The organism is Sphingobacterium sp. 2149 (assembly GCF_031455655.1).
Classification (GTDB): domain Bacteria; phylum Bacteroidota; class Bacteroidia; order Sphingobacteriales; family Sphingobacteriaceae; genus Sphingobacterium.
Map to the genome: position 1 here is coordinate 165,742 of NZ_JAVDTD010000003.1, position 21,160 is coordinate 186,901.

At 40.5% G+C, this 21,160-nt stretch carries 15 protein-coding genes; 5 read left to right on the top strand and 10 right to left on the bottom strand.

Annotated features, from left to right (window positions below):
* Positions 1-212: 212 nt before the first annotated feature.
* Positions 213-956, top strand: coding sequence for a GIN domain-containing protein (locus tag J2X77_RS05625; protein ID WP_209574817.1), 744 nt, complete (start codon positions 213-215; stop codon positions 954-956).
* A gap of 274 nt (positions 957-1,230) precedes the next feature.
* Positions 1,231-1,815: a DUF1572 family protein gene (locus J2X77_RS05630; RefSeq protein ID WP_209574818.1), complete on the top strand. Its 585-nt coding sequence runs from the start codon at positions 1,231-1,233 to the stop codon at positions 1,813-1,815.
* Between the two features lie 95 nt (positions 1,816-1,910).
* Here the strand turns inward: J2X77_RS05630 and katG are convergent, their stop codons facing one another.
* The 5 genes from katG to J2X77_RS05655 all read right to left on the bottom strand — a co-directional run bounded on the left by katG (position 1,911) and on the right by J2X77_RS05655 (position 6,453).
* Positions 1,911-4,190 carry a catalase/peroxidase HPI gene (gene katG, locus J2X77_RS05635; RefSeq protein WP_209574821.1) on the bottom strand — a complete coding sequence of 760 codons (2,280 nt, stop codon included), beginning with the start codon at positions 4,188-4,190 and terminating at the stop codon, positions 1,911-1,913.
* Positions 4,191-4,492: 302 nt separating this feature from the next.
* Positions 4,493-4,948, bottom strand: coding sequence for an Hsp20/alpha crystallin family protein (locus J2X77_RS05640; protein WP_209574822.1), 456 nt, complete (start codon positions 4,946-4,948; stop codon positions 4,493-4,495).
* Between the two features lie 81 nt (positions 4,949-5,029).
* Positions 5,030-5,323, bottom strand: a complete 294-nt coding sequence (locus J2X77_RS05645; protein WP_209574824.1) for a hypothetical protein — start codon at positions 5,321-5,323, stop codon at positions 5,030-5,032.
* A 223-nt stretch (positions 5,324-5,546) separates the two neighbouring features.
* A complete protein-coding gene (locus tag J2X77_RS05650; RefSeq protein ID WP_209574826.1) occupies positions 5,547-5,885 on the bottom strand; it encodes a hypothetical protein in 339 nt (112 codons plus the stop codon).
* A 10-nt stretch (positions 5,886-5,895) separates the two neighbouring features.
* Positions 5,896-6,453, bottom strand: a complete 558-nt coding sequence (locus J2X77_RS05655; RefSeq protein WP_209574828.1) for an RNA polymerase sigma factor — start codon at positions 6,451-6,453, stop codon at positions 5,896-5,898.
* A gap of 318 nt (positions 6,454-6,771) precedes the next feature.
* On the opposite strand from J2X77_RS05655, the gene J2X77_RS05660 reads away from it, so the two are divergent.
* On the top strand, positions 6,772-7,713 hold the full coding sequence (locus tag J2X77_RS05660; protein WP_209574830.1) for an alpha/beta fold hydrolase: 942 nt from the start codon (positions 6,772-6,774) through the stop codon (positions 7,711-7,713).
* 169 nt (positions 7,714-7,882) lie between these two features.
* Here J2X77_RS05660 and J2X77_RS05665 read toward each other — a convergent pair whose 3' ends face one another.
* From J2X77_RS05665 to J2X77_RS05685, 5 genes are all read right to left on the bottom strand, one after another.
* Positions 7,883-8,980 (bottom strand): family 43 glycosylhydrolase, encoded by a 1,098-nt coding sequence (locus tag J2X77_RS05665; protein WP_209574831.1) that lies wholly within the window; start codon positions 8,978-8,980, stop codon positions 7,883-7,885.
* 54 nt (positions 8,981-9,034) lie between these two features.
* Positions 9,035-11,509, bottom strand: coding sequence for a glutaminase family protein (locus tag J2X77_RS05670; protein WP_209574832.1), 2,475 nt, complete (start codon positions 11,507-11,509; stop codon positions 9,035-9,037).
* A gap of 89 nt (positions 11,510-11,598) precedes the next feature.
* Complete coding sequence (locus J2X77_RS05675; RefSeq protein WP_310079578.1) at positions 11,599-13,443, bottom strand: sugar-binding domain-containing protein; 1,845 nt, start codon at positions 13,441-13,443, stop codon at positions 11,599-11,601.
* A 38-nt stretch (positions 13,444-13,481) separates the two neighbouring features.
* Complete coding sequence (locus J2X77_RS05680) at positions 13,482-15,527, bottom strand: beta-L-arabinofuranosidase domain-containing protein (protein ID WP_209574835.1); 2,046 nt, start codon at positions 15,525-15,527, stop codon at positions 13,482-13,484.
* Positions 15,528-15,727: 200 nt separating this feature from the next.
* A complete protein-coding gene (locus tag J2X77_RS05685) occupies positions 15,728-16,888 on the bottom strand; it encodes an aldose epimerase family protein (RefSeq protein WP_209574837.1) in 1,161 nt (386 codons plus the stop codon).
* A 175-nt stretch (positions 16,889-17,063) separates the two neighbouring features.
* On the opposite strand from J2X77_RS05685, the gene J2X77_RS05690 reads away from it, so the two are divergent.
* Positions 17,064-20,219 carry a two-component regulator propeller domain-containing protein gene (locus J2X77_RS05690; RefSeq protein WP_209574839.1) on the top strand — a complete coding sequence of 1,052 codons (3,156 nt, stop codon included), beginning with the start codon at positions 17,064-17,066 and terminating at the stop codon, positions 20,217-20,219.
* Positions 20,220-20,221: 2 nt separating this feature from the next.
* Positions 20,222-20,989, top strand: coding sequence for a response regulator (locus J2X77_RS05695; RefSeq protein WP_209574840.1), 768 nt, complete (start codon positions 20,222-20,224; stop codon positions 20,987-20,989).
* Positions 20,990-21,160: the final 171 nt, after the last annotated feature.

Here is a 21,160-nt window from a genome sequence, read left to right on the forward strand (position 1 = left end):
TATGTTCAAAAATGAGCACTAAGGAAATCCGAAACACATAAAAATACAACTATGAATCAACACCTTAGGTATATCAATAATTTTGGCACTACTATTATACTATATGTTCAACAAAACAATCAGGTGCATGTTTATGTGAATTGGAAATGATAAATGGGAAAATAAAATGAAACTTTTATCTACAATAATTTTAAACTAATAACAAAAAGATAATGAAAAGAATCTTAACCATTGCCTTTATTTCATTTTTATATGTAGCGCAGGCACAAGAACGGGAAACACGTAAGATCGCTGCTCCAGATGGCATTTCATCGGCAACCTCGCTTCGTGTGGATTACATCCATTCTAATCGCAATGAGGTTGTTGTTGAAGCGGATAACCCCGAGCATTTATCCCTTATCGAAACGACTGTAAAAAATGGTACCCTCTATGTACAGTATAAAAGAAACAGTTCAATCAGAAATGCAAGAAACAATCGTGTAATTGTTTATTCGAGCAAGATACCGTCACGTTTCTCGGCATCTTCAAGCAGCTCGATTTATACCGATGAGATCATTAAGAGCAACAAAATTACTGTAGACGTGTCGTCTTCAGCCAGCGTATCTCTGAAGAAAATAGTAGCGGATGACATTAGTCTTGCAACAAGTTCTTCGAGTAAATTAACAACCGAAGTAAGCAGTAAAAATTTGCAAGTTTCGGCAAGTAGTTCGTCCAGGCAGAATATTTCAGGGAATGCTTCAAATTTAAATTTGAACACCAACTCATCCGCATCGGTTGATATGAGTCGTTTTACAACGACAAATGCTCAAATACAAGCAAATTCATCTGCAAATGTAACGCTAAGTGTGAAAGAAAACTTACAAGGAAAAGTTTCCACATCTGCAAAAATTGTATTAAAAAATCAACCAAAAAATGTCCAGGTTGACAAATCGACCAGCGGCAGAGTAGTCATGTAATTTTTAGTGTGGTCTTGAAAAAGACTGTTTATTTATGTTTAATGTTTAGTTAGCAAAAAAGGTGGTACTTCCCCAGTATCACCTTTGCTTTACCTGCCCTTAGACCGCTTATTCTTACTCCTCCTTCAATGCCTTGTCAATAATAGCGTTAACATGCACATCCGTGAAATTAACTGATCAATAACCACTAATCTCGCGTTACACAACTTAAGTTGGGATTAGTTTCACGACATTTTTGTATATTGATACCATAAGTTGACGATTTAATAGGGCTATGAATAATTTTTTAGGGACTTGTATAAAACAATTTCAATATTATAAATCATTGGGTGATAAAACATTTGAACAGTTGAGCACGGAACAATTATTTTGGCATCCAAACGATTCGAGCAACAGCATCGCATTAATTGTAAAACATTTAGGCGGCAATATGCTTTCCCGTTGGACTGATTTTCTAACCACCGACGGAGAAAAAGATGATAGAAACCGGGACCGAGAATTTGAAAACACCTGGACAGACCGTGATGAACTGATATCGTATTGGAATACTGGGTGGACTTGTCTATTCGAAGCCATCGGATCGCTCGATGAAAATGATTTCGATAAAATTATTTATATCCGTCATCAAGGACACACCGTTATGGAGGCTATCTTACGGCAGCTAGCACATTACCCCTACCATATTGGACAGATTCTTTATATTGGAAAAATATGTTTGGGTGATACATGGTCATCCTTATCGATACCTAAAGGGCACTCCCTTTCCTATAATGAGGAGAAATTCAGACAGAAAAAGCAACAACAGCATTTCACCTCCGAATTTCTAACGAATGATCAGGAGAATACGCCTGAACATTAAAATACAATCAGGGCTGGCACTACAAATGTACCAGCCCTGATTGTAAACTAACCCTAATCTTAAAATACGATGATCGAATTAATTGTCCAGTCGTATTAGCGATGTAAATCAAAACGATCTAACTCCATCACTTTAGTCCAAGCCTTCACGAAATCTTGTACGAATTTATCTTTCGCATCGTCACTTCCATATATTTCGGAAACTGCTCTCAACTCCGCATTCGATCCAAAAACAAGATCTGCCCGTCCCGCTTCCCATTTTTTAGTACCGGATTTGCGATCTGATCCTTCAAAAACTTCCCGATCCTGCGAGATTGCTTTCCAAGCTGTCCCCATATCCAATAGATTAACAAAAAAGTCGTTGGTCAATTGCCCCGGACGGTCTGTCATTACTCCCAGTTGAGAACCGTCAAAGTTCGCTTGAAGAACACGCATTCCGCCAATAAGCACAGTTAATTCCGGTACAGAGAGTGTGAGCGATTGTGCTTTGTCAATCAAAAGGGACTCGGTAGATACGGTATAAGCGCCTTTACGATAGTTTCTGAATCCATCTGCAATTGGCTCGAGATATCCAACAGATTCAACATCAGTTTGTTCCTGAGATGCATCCATACGTCCAGGACGGAATGGGACTTCGATGTCATGTCCTGCCGAGCGAGCTGCCTGTTCTATCGCTGCCCCCCCACCCAGAACAATTAAATCGGCCAAAGAGATTTTCTTTCCAGCTTGTTGTTTTCCATTAAAATCCTGTTGAATGTGCTCGAGAGCGGTAAGCACTTTTTGTAATCGTGCTGGATTATTAACTTGCCAATAACGCTGTGGAGCCAGACGTATCCTAGCGCCATTTGCCCCGCCTCTCTTATCTGATCCTCGGAAGGTAGATGCCGAAGCCCAAGCTGTTGTAACAAGCTCGGAGCTACTGAGCCCAGTATTCAATATGGTCGTTTTCAACGCACGAATATCATCCGAATCAACAAGAGCATGATCAACAGCCGGAATTGGATCTTGCCACAATAATTCCTCAGCAGGAACCTCGGCACCGAGATAACGTTCGCGCGGTCCCAAATCACGGTGTGTTAATTTAAACCATGCCCGGGCAAATGCATCTGCAAATGCTTCTTGATCTTCATAAAATTTACGCGAGATCTTTTCGTAAACTGGATCAAAACGTAAAGACAAATCGGTGGTCAGCATCGTTGGCCGGCGCTTTTTACTTGGATCGAAAGGATCGGGAATGGTTGAATCGGCACCTTTAGCTACCCATTGGTGTGCTCCTGCAGGACTTTTTGTTAATTCCCATTCATTCTCAAACAGATTTTTAAAGAAAAGATTGGTCCATTCTGTTGGTTTTTGTGTCCAAATGACCTCCAGTCCACTGGTAATGGCATCAGCACCCACTCCACTGCCGTAAGTGCTTTTCCAACCAAGGCCTTGTTGTTCTATACCAGCGGCTTCTGGTTCTTTTCCGACATTGTCTGCAGGTCCTGCACCGTGAGTTTTCCCAAAAGTATGTCCTCCTGCAATCAAAGCAACGGTTTCCTCATCATTCATAGCCATCCGACCAAAAGTGTCCCGTATATCTTTTGCTGCAGCAATCGGATCAGGATTTCCATCCGGTCCTTCTGGGTTCACATAAATTAATCCCATCTGTACCGCAGCCAATGGTTTTTCAAGATTGCGCGTGTGCAGCTTACCATCTGCATCATCATCGGCAGATAAGACTCCGTGCGGTTCGGCCACTCCTTCCGAGCCGTGCGCATAACGCATATCGCCACCCAACCAGGTGGTTTCAGACCCCCAATATACATCCAATTCTGGTTCAAAAGCATCAACACGTCCACCTGAATAACCGAAAGTTTTGAAGCCCATAGACTCTAGGGCAACATTACCCGTTAATATCATTAAATCTGCCCAAGAAATATTCTTACCATATTTTTGTTTGATAGGCCACAACAGGCGGCGCGCTTTATCCAAACTAACATTATCTGGCCAGCTATTTAGAGGAGCAAAGCGCTGTTGACCAGATCCTGCGCCACCCCGACCATCACTTACACGGTATGTTCCTGCACTATGCCACGCCATCCGGATGAATAATGGGCCGTAATGTCCAAAATCTGCTGGCCACCAATCCTGAGAATCAGTCATCAATGCATGTAAATCTTTTTTTACGGCTTCTAAGTCCAATTGGTTGAATGCCGCTGCGTAGTCAAAGCCTTCATCAATTGGATTTGACTTGCTCGCATGCTGTCTCAACAGGTCTACACGTAGTCTATTTGGCCACCAATCTTGATTCTGAGTTCCACCTCCTGCGACGGAGTTGCGCATCGTACCATTGTGAAAGGGGCATTTGCTAATGTCTTTTTCGTTGTTGTCCATATTAAAAGAAAGTTTTTTTATATAATACCTTAATTGATCAAATTGTTTGATTTCAATTTTCATAAAAGTACATAAATACAGTCGATCCGCTCCATCGAATGATTTGATAAACTATAGACAAAATTTATATTATATAAAATACACTATCTAAATGAATGATAATACCTTTTCGACATTTTAAGCGTCGTATAACGGAAAGTGGTATGATAGACATACGTAGAAATAAAAAAGGACAGCTAATTTCTATATGCTGCCCTTTTTCAAAATCAGCTCAAATACTGATTTACGTTTACTATTTGTTGCTAATCAATAACAACCTCTTGTGGCCTCGCTACCTTTTCGAGATCTTTTGGGAGAATGACCGTCAACACCCCATCCTCAAAACTGGCATGTACATTATCGGTAAGCACGTGTTCATTTAATTGGAATTCACGCTCAAATGCTAATCCATCGTTCTCTTTATAAATATAATCTATGGCATTGTCTTGTCTATTTGCAGTACATGAAATTTTAAGTATCCCTTCTTGGATGCTGACTTGGAACTGTTCTTTCTTGCGGCCAGCAGCAAAAAGCTGTACTTCAAAGAATTCTTGATTCTCGACAATATTTACAGGAAAAAATTGCTGTCTCATTCCGCTTTGCATGGGTTCGCCTTCAAAAAAATGCTGCTGAAATTTTTCAAAACGGTCCTTGAAATGCTTTCCGCAAAATTTATTATGATTTGAATATCCACTGTTGTAATTATCTCTTTTAAACATGACTTTAATTTTTAATGTTGAATACTAAGTGTAAATTGATGATCGCAGGATTGTTTCCACAATCGCGATTTTTTGTAGCTATTAATAAACGGGAACTATTGTCGCTCTCTTCGAACGGCTTTGTGCATTTAATGGCACGATCGCTACGACTGTATCATAGTGACGCTGAACATTCGGGTGTACTGGGGCCGTGTCCATTTGGAAAGCCCGCCGATCTCTTCTGCGCATTCTTGCTGCGGCAAAGCTTCCTATACCAAACAACACTGTTCCAAACAACAAGAGTTTAAAGATCGTCCCAATAATTAGCGTTGCTAATCCTGCAATTGCCGTAAGCACGATCAGGCGCGGCAATATAAATCGAAGTTTATTTTTCATTTGAATACATCTTTTTTAAGGTTTCCGTCAGCACATACCTTCATCTGTCTGAAATTGTACTTCTTCTTGACCTTCATATTTGTAATTAATTTAGTGTCGCCAACATCCATTCTGACAGATCATCGCGTTCTGTCATTTCTTTCGGTATATCGACATAAAAAAGGCGCCTTTATAAAAGAAGACGCCCAACAACAGTTTTTACTTTAAAATTTTTATTGTTTTTTCAGAATCCGCATCGTCCGCTGAAACGACGCTTCCATTCCTCACGCAAACGCTCCTTCTCCTCTTCGGAAAGATCCTCTCCGTTTTCCGTTTGAGTTGGAAAAGCCTTTCGAAATCTCCCGCCTCCCGGTTTACCAAATCCCCTGCCGAACAGGATTCTTGACAAAACAAAGAGTCCTAGTGCCTGCCAATAGGTAATTGCTTTTAAATGGAAAATATCCACCATTAACGTATTCCATAAATATTGTAACAACGCCACCAATAAAAAAACACCAACAATAATAGCGACAAACATAAAAGCGAATTTACCCTTCCGCTGTCTTTTCATTCTTCCATTCATAGCTTAATCCTTAAAATTTTAATTCTTCATATAAACTCCGCAATCGTACTCTTAGATGCTTCACTGCATACCCTTTGCGACTGATGATTGTCTTTAAATGCTCATTTTCCATCACGGCAATTTCTTGAAGTGTTTTGTCTTCCAGTTCATTCAACATAAAAACCCGGCGTTGCTTTTCGGGCAGTTCGTCCAATGCTTTCATCAATTCGTCCCAAAAAATATCCTTAAATAATTTTAGCTCGGGATTGTTGGAGTCGTCAGCCAAAAGAAACTGACGGATGGGAAATGAACTTTCACTATCATCGTCGCCTGCGATGAGATCATCAAGTGATTCACTTTTCTTTTTTCGATAGCTATCTGTAATTTTATTGCGTGTGACTGCATAAAGCCAGGCTCCAGCATTCTCCAGTTCATCCATATTGGTCAAACGGCTGAATTGATACCAAACTTCCTGTAAGATATCCTCTGCATCCTCAGTTTTCTTTACTTTCCCCTTAACAAAACGCAGCAGCTGACTCCCATAAGTCTTAACGGTATCCGTAAATGATCTGGAATTTTTCTCTGCCATATTATTTTGGTATGCAATGTCCATAGCAGCCTAGACGAACCAGCAAAACTTTTACTTTAAATTATTTACAGCAATCTCTTCTCGCTCACTCCGCATCATGAACAACATCTCAGGTTTCTTTTCTTCTTGTTCCGTGTACGCTTTGTACATTCTAAATTAAGTAAAATCTAAAAAATATGCTCAAACAACAAAATTAATAGCGCTTTTTTTTGTCCCTATTTTAGGCAATAAAAGTAATGTTCTTGGAAGCTACAACGATTACTGACCTTGTAAATACCATAAATTTGTCTTAGTTTACTATAAATAACAAAACGCACCATGAATAGGGTATCGTCAAATTTTTATGCCGTTAATACGGCAGAAAATAAGTATAAAATTTCTTATAACTTCTATGAGCCTACAGATCATCCTGTATTGGCCACGATCCTCATCATCCATGGTATGCAAGAGCACAGTGGTCGATATCAGGAACTGGCCAGTTATTTGACAGCTCAGCAATTTGCAGTTTTAACCTACGACCAATTGGGACACGGATTAACGGCTTCACAACCCGATCTTTTGGGCTATTTCCAAAAAGAAAAGGCTAAAGAACAACTTGTCGATGACGCAATTGCGATGAGTAGTTTTTTACGGGAAGCCTATCCAAAAACACCGCAATTTATTTTAGGACATTCTATGGGATCCTTTGTTACACGTTGCGTATTACAAAAAATTGGGGGCCAATTTAAGGGGGCGATAATTGTGGGTACCGGACAGCGCCAAAAGGGCTCCACCGCTTTTCATCTTTTACTCGCTTTTCTAAATACTGTTGCACCAAAAAAAAGAAGTAAATTGATTAATCGTATTTTTGACAAACGCAACAACGCCCGTTTTAAGAACGAACCGAACCAACGTCACAGCAATTGGCTAAGCGTTAATAAGACAAATCGTATTTCTTTTTTGGAAGATCCACTCTGCGGAGGTCTATTTACCAATAATGGGTTTCATACGTTACTGGATCTTTCACTACAGGCGACAGATCCTATTCCTACACAGCTTATCCCAAAAACGCTTCCGATAGCTTTTATCAGTGGACAGGATGATCCAATTGGCGATTTTGGCGCTGGAGTTGAAAAAAGTGCAGAGCAGCTCCGCAACCAAGGGCAGGCTGATATTACGGTTAAATTATATCCGGGAATGCGACATGAAATATTAAATGAAGAATGCAAAAAAGAAGTATTTGAGTTTATCAGCAGCTGGCTCCATAGCCATTTAACTTAGCTACCGCTCACAAATATTTACCATAACGTTCATCGCACTCCAAACAGCATACAGCACTTCGAGATGTTTTTTCTTTTGCTGTATCTTATGGTGCTATATCGTGTAAGGAATAGGCAGCGGAAGTCCTACCCGACAAAGATCGGCCATCCGCTGCTAGCTATTGAAAATGCTATTTAAAATTAAATGTTGGTGCCGGTTGCGCTGCAACACTACTGGTTGCCCCTTCAATTTTGGGCCAGTCCTTATCCCAGACGATCTGATCCAAAAATAGCATCCGACGATTTCCACCCGTCGCAACACGAGGCTGCTTTGGGTCCATACCATGATAGAGTATCCAATCTTTTCCCTTATCGTCTGTAATAATGCGCGAAGTATGACCTGTCCCCACAAATTGATCATTTCCCCTTAACAGCAACGTTCCGCTCCCTCGCTGTACCAGATTGCGTCCCTCCCGATCCATATAAGGCCCTTTCAAATTTCTAGACCGTCCTACAAGAACATGGTAACTGCTTTTTTCCCCTTCACAACAAGATCCTTTGGATCCGATAAAGTAATAATACCCTTTCCGCTTATGAATTACAACAGCCTCAAAATCACCGGCAGCAACTTTAAATTTTTTATTTAGATCAGGTACAGCTGTTCCATTTTGATCTAATTCCACACCATAAGTGCCCTGCGTTTCAGCATCGCTAAAACTACCCCAAAACAAATAGTTCTGTCCATTCTCCATAAAAAAGTAAGGGTCAATTGAATTGGGTACATTGATCTGCTTGCTATCGAAAAGTTTACCTTGATCTATAAATGGTCCTTCCGGTGCATCAGCAAGAGCAATTCCTATCCCTGGATTAGGATCTCCCCATGTCGAATAGGCATAATACATCAGGTATTTCCCATTGAGCTCTACTACGTCGGGAGCCCAGATTCCACCTTCGGCTTTCCAGCTCGGTTTTGAGCTGAAGGCTGTACCAATCCAGGTCCATTGAACTAGATCGGAAGATTGTAGAATGGATACCAGACGCTGCCCTTTGCCATCTCCCCAATTGTCGGCTGTCCCGTAGGCATAAAACATGTTGCTTTTGGGGTCTCTAACAACTGTAGGATCAGCAAGTATAGGCTCAAAAACCGGATTGGTATAGGTCTTTTGCTGCACCTTATTAGCCCTTGCAATTGTCTCTGGTCCAAGTTGCGTTACTGAACCTGAAAAGCTTCCGCAGGAGCTTAACACGTTCAGTAAAACAACTCCGCCGATCCAATATCTTAACAACATTGTATTCAACATCTTATTATTTTATTATATTATTTTCTACATCATAGGAAAACGCTATTTCGCCTTTCCCAATTTCTCTTCCAGCATTTTGATAAAATAGCCTCCTACAACGGATCTTGCCTTAAATCCAGCTCTTTTAGGTCGATCCGTATACGTCCAGTCGGACATCGGAACCCGATCTGTTGTCTCATTCATAAAACGGTATACTGGCTTTACAAAGGTTTCAAATGTAGGTTTATCATTGGCCATGGTCGCCGTCCAAATAATCCAATCCGTCTTGTTGTAAGGCTGACGGTTATCCAGTGGTAATCCATATTGGTTTTGTTTGCTGAGATAGTAGCTTAGTTCGGTTTCGCGAATAGCAGGATCAAAAATATTCATCTTGAGCAATTTATCCCATACCATATTATACTTTTGGCTCCAGGTTCCTGCCTTGTCAAAAGTCAACTTATAATGATCCCCATCTTTGGCCATGCCTTCCCATTTCTTAGCCATCGCTTTCGCTTCCGTCAAGTATTTTTTAGCAGTAGCCTCTTCACCGAGCATTTGGGCCAGATAACCATAAGAAGCAATTCCCAAGATAGCTTTGATGGATAAATTAGCATTATGTGCAAAATGGCCAGCGAAATCGTCTGTACATAATTGATTTTCGGGATCCAGACCTTTATCAACTAAATAATCTGCCCATGTCGACAACACTTTGCAATGTTTCTTCGCATAAGTGGCATTTCCTTCCACTTTAGCTAATGCATAGGTTAGTATCAGCATATTTCCGGATTCTTCCACAGGCATATCTCCACCATAGGTTTGACCATTTGCCAGCGGATAAGTTCCAACATCGTGCGCAGCAAAAGGTTTTGTCCACTTATTGCTTTCGCTGTAATAAAAAATAGCGTTCATTAGCGCTTTTGCCAATTCCGGATTATAGTACAGGAAAATCGGAGCCGAAGGATAGGTTACATCAACAGTTCCTATTGACCCATTGCTATCATTTTCTTTGGACAGTAAAAGCAGATCGCCATTGGGTGCCTTCACAAGTTTATGGGCAGCGATGGCTTGCCGATAGGCCAAGGCACACAATGCGGCATAGTCCTCTCCCCCATTACGAAGAGCTGTACTCCATAATTCGGCATCAAATTTATCAGCAGCCTTTTTGAGAGCAGCATACTCTTTATCGGCCAATTCAAATTGTTTCTCAATTGTATGATTTCCATTTGTATTCCAATACGGCCGTAAATTTTGTTCGAAATATTGGATAGAATACAAGTCATCATACCCCAATAAGATCTTATCCTGATAGCTTGATGAGACATCAAAAGTTTGTATTAAAGCCAGCTGCTTACCTTCTTTTGAAGGTAATGTGTGTTCGTTTTTTAGAAATTTAACACGCAATTCCTGACTGTTGCCAACAATAGATTTCGTTTTTGCAGCGTTACCAGCCATATAAAAATATCCCCAATCTATTCGTAAATCATCTCCTTTTTTTTCGAGAATCTGCTGACTTTTACTTCCAGTCTTCACAAACTGCAGGTTTCCACTGCGGAATGAGCGGCTTACAGCGTCTTGTGCCGGAGAATTCAAAGCCCAGTTTGGAGCAGCTTCCAAATAAAGCTGTACGTGATGTTTTTTGCCATCCTTTACCTGAATCTGATAAGAAAGGTAATTTACGGGTCGCGACATTAGGTCCAAATTATCCATGAGCAACGGTGCCATAAAAGTAATATTTAGATTGACTGGACCGCAATCAAACGAATAATGTGTTTGTGTGGCCTGAACATTGGCGGCAAGCTGCTTTGCTTCCGTTTCGAATTGAATACTACCTTCTTTTTCTGCAAACAGTCCAAAATCAAAATAACCATTCGCTACCCTATTATGGCAATAACCAGCAAGTATATTTTTCCCCTTTTTCAGTGTCTTCACGATATGTTCGGGCAGTTTGACCCGATTATTTTTGCCTGTCGAATTCCCCGTATTAACAACTTCAAATCCGTTGACATACAAAATGGCATCATCATCGTGCGTAAACTCGATAAAAACAGGTTTTCCGGTGAGATCTTCATCAAGTTCAATTACTCTCCTGATCCAGATCTTAGCCTCCTGCCAATCCGTATTCACCTGAGGTTCTTTATCTTTGGTACCGAAAGGAGCGACGCCAATTTTCCATTGCTCTGCATCGTACGAAGGTTTCATCCAATCTGAAGCGGGTTCGCTATTGACATAACTTCCGGTCCAGGCCGCATGTTCCCCCATCCGTGCCAAAGACAGAGGTTCAGCTTCTTCTTTTCCTAGGAAGCGATAGGATCTCCCATCCACTTTAAGGACGCCCAGTAAAGGAAATGACTTTCCAGTCCAATGGCGGACAACATCTGCATTCAATTCGTTGCTATAGGACCAAGCACTTGTATTGGGATCTATTGTTATTAAGGGATAGGCAGGCGCCCGAAGGTCATTCTTAGGAGGCTGTTTTTGTGCAAACGACGATACAGACTGACATACAATAGCCGCTGCAATTAGTAATTTTAATTTCATTGATTTGTATCAAATAGATTTAGGTTGACCGGTATATTTTCACCGTTAAATTTAGGCCGCAACTCGAGTTGCGGCCATATCGCTATCAATTACTTGGCAGGTGCATTGTAGATCGCACGATGAGCAGCGTTCAACTCTGCCTCAGGCATTTTGACAACTTTACGGTCATAAGTCATCAAGCCATTTGTTTCTACTTCCACATCTGTTGTCTGGGTATACACAGCGGCAGACAATCCCATAGGAATTAGACGTGTCAAGTCATGGATCAGGCGTTTGTAACGCTCCAATAATTCCGTTTTATTCTTAAAACTTTGGTATCCCCAATTATCTTTTTGTTGCCATGAGTGTCCATCTATCGGCAAACCCAAACCTCCAAATTCACCCAATGCAAGCACTTGTTTGGCCCCAAACAAATTTGGATCAGGCATGGCTGCGTCTGGGTAATTATGGATATCCAAGATATGTCCAGTTTCCATAAAGTTACCGCCACTAGCGCTATTAACCAGTCTTGAAGGGTCATTAGCCATAGTCCACTCGGTAATTTCCTTAGTTTTGAATTGTCCCCAAGCCTCATTAAACGGCACCCAAATAACAATGCTTGGATAGTTATGCAATACCTCCATAATGGCTTTCCATTCTTTTTTGTAGTAACCTTCAGATTCCTGCGAACGCTGTTTATCCCTATTTCCACCTGAAATTTTTCCTGGCTGCATATCCCAATGATTTCCGCCAAGATCACCACTAGGCATATCTTGCCAAACGAGCATACCTATACTGTCGCAGTAACGGTACCAGCGCGCCGGCTCTACTTTGATATGCTTGCGGATCATATTGAATCCCATTTCCTTTGTTTTGATCACATCAAATTTCAAAGCCTCATCCGTTGGTGCTGTATGTAATCCATCCGGCCACCAACCTTGATCCAATGGGCCATACTGGAAGGTAAAATGATTATTCAGCATCAACCGCTGAATACCATTTTCGTCTTTTTGCATGGCTATTTTCCGCATGGCAAAATAGCTTTTCGCTTGGTCAACAATCTTGCCCTTACGAATTAACTGGATTTCTAAGTCATAAAGTTTAGGGTTACTCGGCGACCATGGTTGCAAATTAGGTACTGCAAGATCAAAAGATGTATTGGGCTGCCCGACCTGTTCTTTCACAACTTTCCCCCCATCTAATGCACGGACCCTTATTTCATCACCCGCTTGGCTTTCTTCGACAGTAGCCTGAAATGCTAAGATCCCTTCATCCAATCGTGGTGTTTGTTTGGTATTAACAATATAAGATTGTGGAACACTTTCCAACCACACGGTTTGCCATATTCCTGTGACAGGCGTATACCATATCCCATTCGGCTTGTTCACCTGTTTACCGCGTGGTTGAGGTCCATCATCCGTAGGATCCCATACCCGGATGGCAATTTCCTGCTTTACACCTTTTTTTAGAAAGCTGGTCACGTCCATTGAAAAAGGGGCAAAACCACCCTCATGTCTTCCAACCAATTGGCTATTTACATACACATCACATTGCCAATCCACTGCCCCAAAATGCAACAGAACCTTGTTTTTATTGACAGACTTATCCAGTGTTATGGTATTATTATACCATAGTGCCTTATCTTTTCCTACTTCTTTACCAACACCCGACAACGCCGACTCAATAGCAAAAGGAACAAGGATATTCCCCTCCCATTGACGCGGAATCTCTTTATTACCTACTGGAGTAATTGCATATTTCCATAAGCCATTTAAATTTTGCCAATTGTTGGTTCTGGTTAATTGTGGTCTAGGGTATTCAGGATGTGGCTTTTGTGCTGTGACTTTCTCGCCCCAAGGGGTTAATATATGTGACCCCGCGGGTTTCCAATCCTGAGCAAAGTTCAATTGTGCTGCCATCATCAAACTGGCAAAAAATAAGGTTTTCTTCATCATAAAAATCGTTAAGTCATTTATTTTATATCGTATTTACATTATTTCACGGTTGGAAAAGCAGCAATGCGTAAACGTGCTGCTCCCATAGGAATCAGTTCGACTTCCTGTACCTCGCCCATACTTTCCACGGGACTAAGTGGCAATACGCCTGTCAGACCATTTTCATCAATTTTCCACCCGTCAATACGTTTCGCTTTGACAAGGATAGAAATAGGTACTGCGTCTGCATCGAAGGGAAACGCATCCTTAGGCCACGCCCTTTTCACAACTTTCAATTGGTCTAATGTTTGCAACTGATTTTGTACAAGTCCGTAATTCCAGTCACTTGCAGGAAGGATTTCATAGGATGGCCATTTTGATGGATCTGCAGTCTCCTGCCATTTGGAATCGCCAATTGCCGAGGCTTTACTATCTTTTTTTACATAGTTCTCTTTTATTTTGAGGGCATAGGTCAATGGTCCCCGTTGGATACTCACTGAATTTTTATTGGCGTTCCATGTTTTCAGATCAATGGTCATCGGTAAGGAGAGTTCGACTTTGTCACCGTCTTTCCATTTCCGTTCAATCCGAATATATTTTGCTCCAGCTTCAACCTGCTGGCTTTTACCATTGACAGTAACTTTCGCTTGCTTGGTCCAGGCAGGTATACGGAGATAAAATGGGAAATCAACAGTTTTACCCTGGGTGCTTATTTCAAATCGCAAAGACTCTTCAAAAGGGTAATTGGACTGTTGTTTGATCTGAACAGCTTGGTTGTTTCCGACTTTTATTTCAGCCTTCGATGCAGCATATAATAACGCCGCAATACCATTGTCATTGGTTGCCATGTACAGATGTTCGGCATAATATGGCCAACCCTGACTGTGGTTGTGCTGACAGCAGCGGGAACTGAAGGGATTCATCATTAAGAATGGTCCATTGTTATCAATTCCAGGAGCATGATTATGACTGTCGCTGATGGTCATATTGGGACTTGTAATATACCTTAGCGCTTTAAAATCGGCTGTTACAGCTGCGGGGTAGGTATTAAATGCAACTTCTTCAGCATGATCTGCCCAAAAAGGGTCTCCGGTTATTCCGAGAAGGATCTCGTTAGAGGCCATCTGTTCCACCATACCACAGGTTTCTACCCCTTGACGGGGGTCGGTATATCCTGGACGTGCATTTTCATCTGCACCGAACATACCCCCTGGAACCTGACCAAATACCTGCCGGACATAATGAAAGTTAGCGTAGGTCGCTTTCAGATCGTCACTCGACTGGCTTTTCAAATAATAGGTTGCTGGCTCTCTGAAACATTGGGCAACATTGACGTTATGCCAATTGGGCAAATCGTCTTTCTGCCGCCAATTGGCGGTATTCCGATGGATTTTATCCGCCAAATCCATCAACCAGTCATTACCTTGTGTTCTATTATAGAGCCAATAAACGGATAGCAAATTGTCACCACCACGACTGTTCTCCCAATAATCCTTGAGAAAAAAACTATCCGGCAAATTGGCCTGCCATTTAAAATAATTGGTCATCAACGTTAAAACACGCTGGTCACCGCTATATTCATAATAGGATTGCAGGCACCATAACATCAACATATTACCCCAAAGGTCCGGTTTGTTATTACGCAGGATCAATGGGCCAAAGTATCCATCAGGAAGCTGGCTTTTAAGGGCCGCTTCTAACCAGATCTTTGACTCAGCTATGATTTTAGTATCCTTCAAGATGTAGCCCAAATTAGCGTAGCCTTTTAACCAATAAGGAACTTCTTCCCAGCCATAGTCTCCTTTCCCATCTGTACTTAGCCAAGCATTATTTTTCTTGGATAGCCAAGCGCTAATTTCTCCCAGATGGCCTGTAAGACCATCTTTCTGCAGCTGCAGATATTTCCCAAGCCAACCTTCGGGTACGATGCTTCCTACAGGTAATTTTAGCAGGGCATTCTGTTTTAAAGGCAATCGGTTATTAATATAGTTTAAATTTTTCCCCTGCACCGGCAAATGATCAACAGCAATTACGACATTGCTTTGCGCTGAACTTAGAAAACAAATTCCAATCAAATAAGATAATAAACCGATTTTTTTCGTCATTGTTGGCTTGATTAGTTTATAACAGATTATCCAAAAATAAGGTTTAATGAATGAGTTGGATGATTGATTTTTCTCAAAAAACTGCCTATTTGTATCAAATCAATAAAACGCAACTGCAAAATGCATTTAAGCCTATTAAATGAAGAAAGCGCACCACTTCACAGCGGTGCACTTTCAAACCAATCACTATTAAATATATATTATTTTACCGAAAAACGATACAGGGATTTCGTATGATAAACTTCTCCAGGGTTAAGGACTGTAGTTGGAAAAGCAAGTTGATTCGGAGCATCCGGGAAATGCTGCGGTTCTAGACAAAAAGCGGTGCGAAATGAATCTTTTTTTCCATTCTTCAATTGTACCTGCTCATTCATAAAATTGCCACTGTAAAACTGTATACCCGGTTCAGCCGTCAATATATCCATGACGACACCTGATTTATCACCGACCACATGCGCCGCTTTATACCAGTCTCCTTCCTTTTCTCTACTCAATACAAAATTATGATCATATCCCTTTCCAAAGCTAAGTTGCTGGTCATTTGCGTTGATATCTTCTCCAATCGACTTTAAATTCGTGAAATCAAAAGGGGTTCCTTTCACCGAAGTCAACTGTCCAGTAGGTATCAAGGTGCTGTCAACAGGTGTATATTGGTTGGCAAACAACTGAAGTTGATGATCCAGAATTGTACCGCTTCCCTCACCATTTAAATTAAAGTAAGCATGATTTGTTAAGTTGATCACCGTCTTTTTATCGGAGGTAGCCCGGTAACCAATCATCAATTCGTTATCGTCGTTAAGCGTATACGTCACTTCCATTTGAATATTGCCCGGAAAGCCCTCATTTCCGTCCGGTAAGGTATAGGCAAAAGTAAGCGATGATGGATCGGAAGATTTTAATGACCAATGGGCAAAATGCACCCCTTTGAAACCGCCATGTAAGGTATTGGGACCATTATTTACCGCCAACGTATAGGTTTCGTCACCCAGTTTAAATTTCCCTCCGGCGATACGATTGCCAAAAGGTCCAACAATGGTACCGAAAAATGGCTCTTTTGGATTATTATAATCAGAAGCTTTAGAAAATCCTAAAACTACATCGCATAACTCCCCTTTATTATCTGGAACCCACAAACCGACTAATCGTGCGCCAAAATTGGTGAAGTAAGCCTGCACGCCATTTTTATTGCTCAATTTATAGAGGTAAGCCTGTTTTTGATCAATGGTTGCGCGGAACTGCACAGTATCCATCAGGGCCGCTAAAGAATCTGCTTTAGGAGTTTTGGAACCAGTCGATTGCTGACAAGACACACAAAAAGCGAGCATTGCAGAAAGACCAAGCAAGGTCATTTTTCCTTTCATTCGTCGTATTTTAAAATGGTTTATAATCTTTGTTTAGATAGAACTTGTGTCCTTTTCTAGATTTTTTTATAATTTTAGCGATTACTATACATAGGCTAAAGTCTTAAATTTTTGAGAAATTTTAAGATTAAATTGTTTCATTTTAGCACTATTTTGTATCAATAACCAAATGATCATGATCAACCTGAAGTCTCTACGCTTTCTATTCTTTCTGTTTCTTCCACGGTTGCTCTATGCACAGCCCTATTATTTTAGTCATTATCAAATTAATGAAGGATTATCAAACAATGCAGTTATCTGTAGTATGCAGGACAGTCAAGGCTTTCTTTGGTTTGGTACGAAGGATGGGTTAAATCGCTTCGACGGCAATAATTTCAAACATTTTGACGCCCCGAGCCTTGGTAAAAACAACCTAGGTGGCAACAACATCATTTCGCTGACAGAAGACTTTCGAAAAAGAATATGGATTGGTACAGATCAGGGAATCTATTGCTACGATCCCGTGGATGAACAATTTAGACTTTTGAGCAAACAATTTGAAAATGCAGATGTCCCTGTTATCATTACCGATCAACGCAAAAAGATTTGGTTTATATCCAATGGAATGCTCTATTACCATGATTTGATGAGTCATGAAATTCGACAATTGACTAAATCAGACCTGTACATCACCTCCATCAGCTGCACGAAAAACGGAACGGTGTTTTTTGGCACTCCTGAAGGGAAGATTTTCCAAATAGATGCTGCGGGCACCCCTGTGCTGATGCTCGACTTTCAAGCAAAATATGGTGCTAAAGATTGGTTTAGTATTGAGAAAATAAAAGAAAATCGCGAAGGAGATCTATTGATCGGCACTTCCAAAAGCGGGGTCTATAGCTACCGATTCAAAGACAAATCGCTTAAACCCATACTGGGCCCCCAACAATTGAAGCAATTTCTCTATGTAAGAGATATTTTACAGCCAAACGATCATGAATATTGGTTTGCAACAGAATCTGGTCTCTTTATATATCAAATAGCTAGTCAACAATTCATCAATATTCAAAAAGAGCAAGAAAACCCTTGGGGCATATCCGACAATGCTATTTATAACGTTTTACAGGATAAAGACGAAGGTATCTGGTTGGGAACGTATTTTGGTGGAATCAACTATTATCATAAAAACAACAGTATAATCGAAAAATTCCTGCCACAGGACCGCCCAGGGAGCTTAAAAGGGTCGGCCGTACGCATTATAAAAAAGGATATCGACCATAATATCTGGATAGGCACCGAAAACGGTGGATTATCAAAACTCGACCCCATATCGGGTAGAATTCAAAACTTCTCGGACAAACAAGGCAATCTGGCAAATAACAACATCCATGGAATTCTCCCTATTGGCGACAAATTGCTGATAGGCACTTTCGTCAATGGTCTCGACATTTTTTCGCCCAAGCTTCAAAAAGTTATCTATCACATCGACCGCAACAGTAAAGTGGCATCATCCGATCTTCAAAGTAATTTTCTATTTTATCTCTATAAAACCCGGAAAGGGGATATTCTCGTAGCTTCAACGCGTGGATTATACCGCTTTGATTTTGATAAAAAATCGTTCCACCTCATCAATAATGTTCCAGAATATATGTTTTACACAAGCATTTTGGAAGATAAAAAGGGGAATATCTGGGTAGGTACGTGGCGAGATGGATTGTTTTGTTATCACCCGACGACGCGTTACTTCAAACATTACACACATCGGCAGAACGACCCTAGCTCCTTGCCAAATAATAGGATCAATAGCTTATTTGAGGATTCTCAACAGCAGATTTGGATAGCCACAGAAGGTGGAATGGCAAAGAAAAAAATAAATCAAGAGGGCTTTCAAAACATTGGTCTAGCCGAAGGAATGCCCAGTAATGTGACGCTAGCTTTCTTAGAAGATAAACAAAATAATCTTTGGGTGAGTACGTCTAAGGGCTTGGTACGCTACCACCTTCCCAATGGTAGAAAACGGATTTTCAACTTGGAGTCAGGCCTTCCGACTATTCAGTTCAATTACAATTCATCTTTTGATGATGACAATGGAAACTTCTATTTCGGCACCATCAATGGACTTATTCGCTTCAATCCGGAAAAGCTAAACCAAATTAACTATAAGAATCAAATACCGATTTATATCACTAATTTTTACATCAACAACAGAGCGATCAATCAATATACCGATCCCAATATTCTATCCAAATCAATATTATTCACTAAGAATATAAAACTAAAACACGACGAATCATCCTTCAGCCTTGATTTTGCGGCTTTGCATTATCAAGCCCCCCACTCTATTCATTATAGTTATAAGATGGAAGGCCTTGACGACAAGTGGATAGACATTACAAGCAATCAACGTGCATATTTTACCAAGCTCTCTCCCGGAAAATATATTTTTACAGTAAAAGCAGAAGATCCCAATGGCAATACAATCCCTACTTTTGCTAGTCTTAAAATCACGATCCTTCCACCGATCTGGGCAAGTGTACCGGCCTTTATTTGCTACGCATTAATAGCCGCTGGACTGATTATATTTATAATTTATCATTTTAATGAAAAGATCAAACAACGCAATCGACAACATCTCTTAACCGTACAGAACCTACGCGAACAAGAACTCTATCGTTCAAAAATCAATTTCTATACCGATGTTGCGCATGAAATACGCACGCCATTGACCTTGATCAAAGCCCCCTTAGAAAAACTTATGGATAAGGTAGATCACAATCCCGTCACCGACAAACTATTATTGACCATGCAAAACAACACGGAGAAACTAATTGCCCTTAGCAATCAATTGCTGGATTTTAGGAAAGTCGAAACGGAAGGGTTTAAATTGCACTTTGAATCAGAAAACATCAGCCTGATGGTTCAGGAAATCATCGGTAACTTTACAGTGACTTTACAGTCGCAAGGAAAACAGATTGTATCGCAAGTTATGCCCGATATTATCGGTCAAATCGATGCGGACGCATTTGACAAGATATGCTATAACCTATTGAATAATGCCCTTAAATATTCCTTATCCTTTATTGAGGTAAATTTGAATATGGATATACAGAAAAATATTTTTATATTGACCGTGAAAAACGACGGCGCTTTAATTCCTTCAGAAGAAAGGGAAAGAATTTTTGAACCATTCAATCGCTTAAAACAAAATAAGAATGTTCCTGGAAGTGGTCTGGGCTTGGCATTGACAAGATCCCTAACGTTGAAACACCAAGGTACCTTGTTATATACTACAAATGACCTTCAATTGAACGTATTCACTTTGACGTTACCTTTGAATCACAATACAAATCCATAATTATGAATGCCAAATCCAATTTATTACTAGTAGATGACCATACCGAACTGCTCGAATTCATCGCAGATGATCTCAATGAAGATTATCAGATAACGACAAGTTCTAATGGAAAGCAAGCGTTGGATTTACTAGCTTCTGAATATTTCGATCTGATTGTAAGCGATGTAATGATGCCGGAAATGGATGGTTTTGAGCTTTGTCAAAGAATCAAGGAAAATATCGCTTATGCACACATTCCAGTGATACTTTTGACTGCAAAAAATAGTATTGAATCAAAAATTCAAGGGCTGGAATTTGGTGCTGATGCTTACATTGAAAAACCTTTTTCGCCTGCTTTTTTGAGGGCGCAAATAGCTAGCTTGTTAAAGAACCGGATAAAGGTTAAAGAGTTTTTTATCAAAAATCCAATGTCCCAAATACAGCAGATTGGCCAAAATCAAAGTGAACAGGAGTTCTTGCTGAAGATTGAAGAAATTATTATGCAGCACCTCGATGATCCACAGTTCAATGTGGACCGCATGGCCGACATTCTCTGTATGAGTAGGCCTACACTGTACCGCAAAATCAATGTTGTATCGAGCCTCTCGCCCAATGAATTGATTAATTTGACCAGGCTCCGAAAAGCAGCAGAACTGCTTATTCAAAAACAGTATAAAGTGTACGAAATTTCAAATTTACTAGGTTACAGTTCCGCAACACATTTTTCGCGTAATTTTCAAAAACAGTTTGGACAAAGTCCAACTGAATTTCAGGAATCACAATCGAGGTGACCTATTACTTGAACCATAATCTCCATTCTAGACACATTAAACTTAGGTTAACAGGCAGCCTTTCAATACATATGTCCGAAATTAAATTCAAATTGCTCTTCAATTGGAATAAATAAAAGAACCAGATTTGCTAGGAATCTGGTTCTTTTTTTAGAATCGGATCTGCCGATT

What these genes read in the sequence shown, in the direction of transcription:
- J2X77_RS05625 (WP_209574817.1), top strand. Translation starts at nt 213, where the DNA reads ATGAAAAGAATCTTAACCATTGCCTTTATTTCATTTTTATATGTAGCG.
- J2X77_RS05630 (WP_209574818.1), top strand. Translation starts at nt 1,231, where the DNA reads ATGAATAATTTTTTAGGGACTTGTATAAAACAATTTCAATATTATAAA.
- katG (WP_209574821.1), bottom strand. Translation starts at nt 4,190, where the DNA reads ATGGACAACAACGAAAAAGACATTAGCAAATGCCCCTTTCACAATGGT.
- J2X77_RS05640 (WP_209574822.1), bottom strand. Translation starts at nt 4,948, where the DNA reads ATGTTTAAAAGAGATAATTACAACAGTGGATATTCAAATCATAATAAA.
- J2X77_RS05645 (WP_209574824.1), bottom strand. Translation starts at nt 5,323, where the DNA reads ATGAAAAATAAACTTCGATTTATATTGCCGCGCCTGATCGTGCTTACG.
- J2X77_RS05650 (WP_209574826.1), bottom strand. Translation starts at nt 5,885, where the DNA reads ATGAATGGAAGAATGAAAAGACAGCGGAAGGGTAAATTCGCTTTTATG.
- J2X77_RS05655 (WP_209574828.1), bottom strand. Translation starts at nt 6,453, where the DNA reads ATGGCAGAGAAAAATTCCAGATCATTTACGGATACCGTTAAGACTTAT.
- J2X77_RS05660 (WP_209574830.1), top strand. Translation starts at nt 6,772, where the DNA reads ATGAATAGGGTATCGTCAAATTTTTATGCCGTTAATACGGCAGAAAAT.
- J2X77_RS05665 (WP_209574831.1), bottom strand. Translation starts at nt 8,980, where the DNA reads ATGTTGTTAAGATATTGGATCGGCGGAGTTGTTTTACTGAACGTGTTA.
- J2X77_RS05670 (WP_209574832.1), bottom strand. Translation starts at nt 11,509, where the DNA reads ATGAAATTAAAATTACTAATTGCAGCGGCTATTGTATGTCAGTCTGTA.
- J2X77_RS05675 (WP_310079578.1), bottom strand. Translation starts at nt 13,443, where the DNA reads ATGATGAAGAAAACCTTATTTTTTGCCAGTTTGATGATGGCAGCACAA.
- J2X77_RS05680 (WP_209574835.1), bottom strand. Translation starts at nt 15,527, where the DNA reads ATGACGAAAAAAATCGGTTTATTATCTTATTTGATTGGAATTTGTTTT.
- J2X77_RS05685 (WP_209574837.1), bottom strand. Translation starts at nt 16,888, where the DNA reads ATGAAAGGAAAAATGACCTTGCTTGGTCTTTCTGCAATGCTCGCTTTT.
- J2X77_RS05690 (WP_209574839.1), top strand. Translation starts at nt 17,064, where the DNA reads ATGATCAACCTGAAGTCTCTACGCTTTCTATTCTTTCTGTTTCTTCCA.
- J2X77_RS05695 (WP_209574840.1), top strand. Translation starts at nt 20,222, where the DNA reads ATGAATGCCAAATCCAATTTATTACTAGTAGATGACCATACCGAACTG.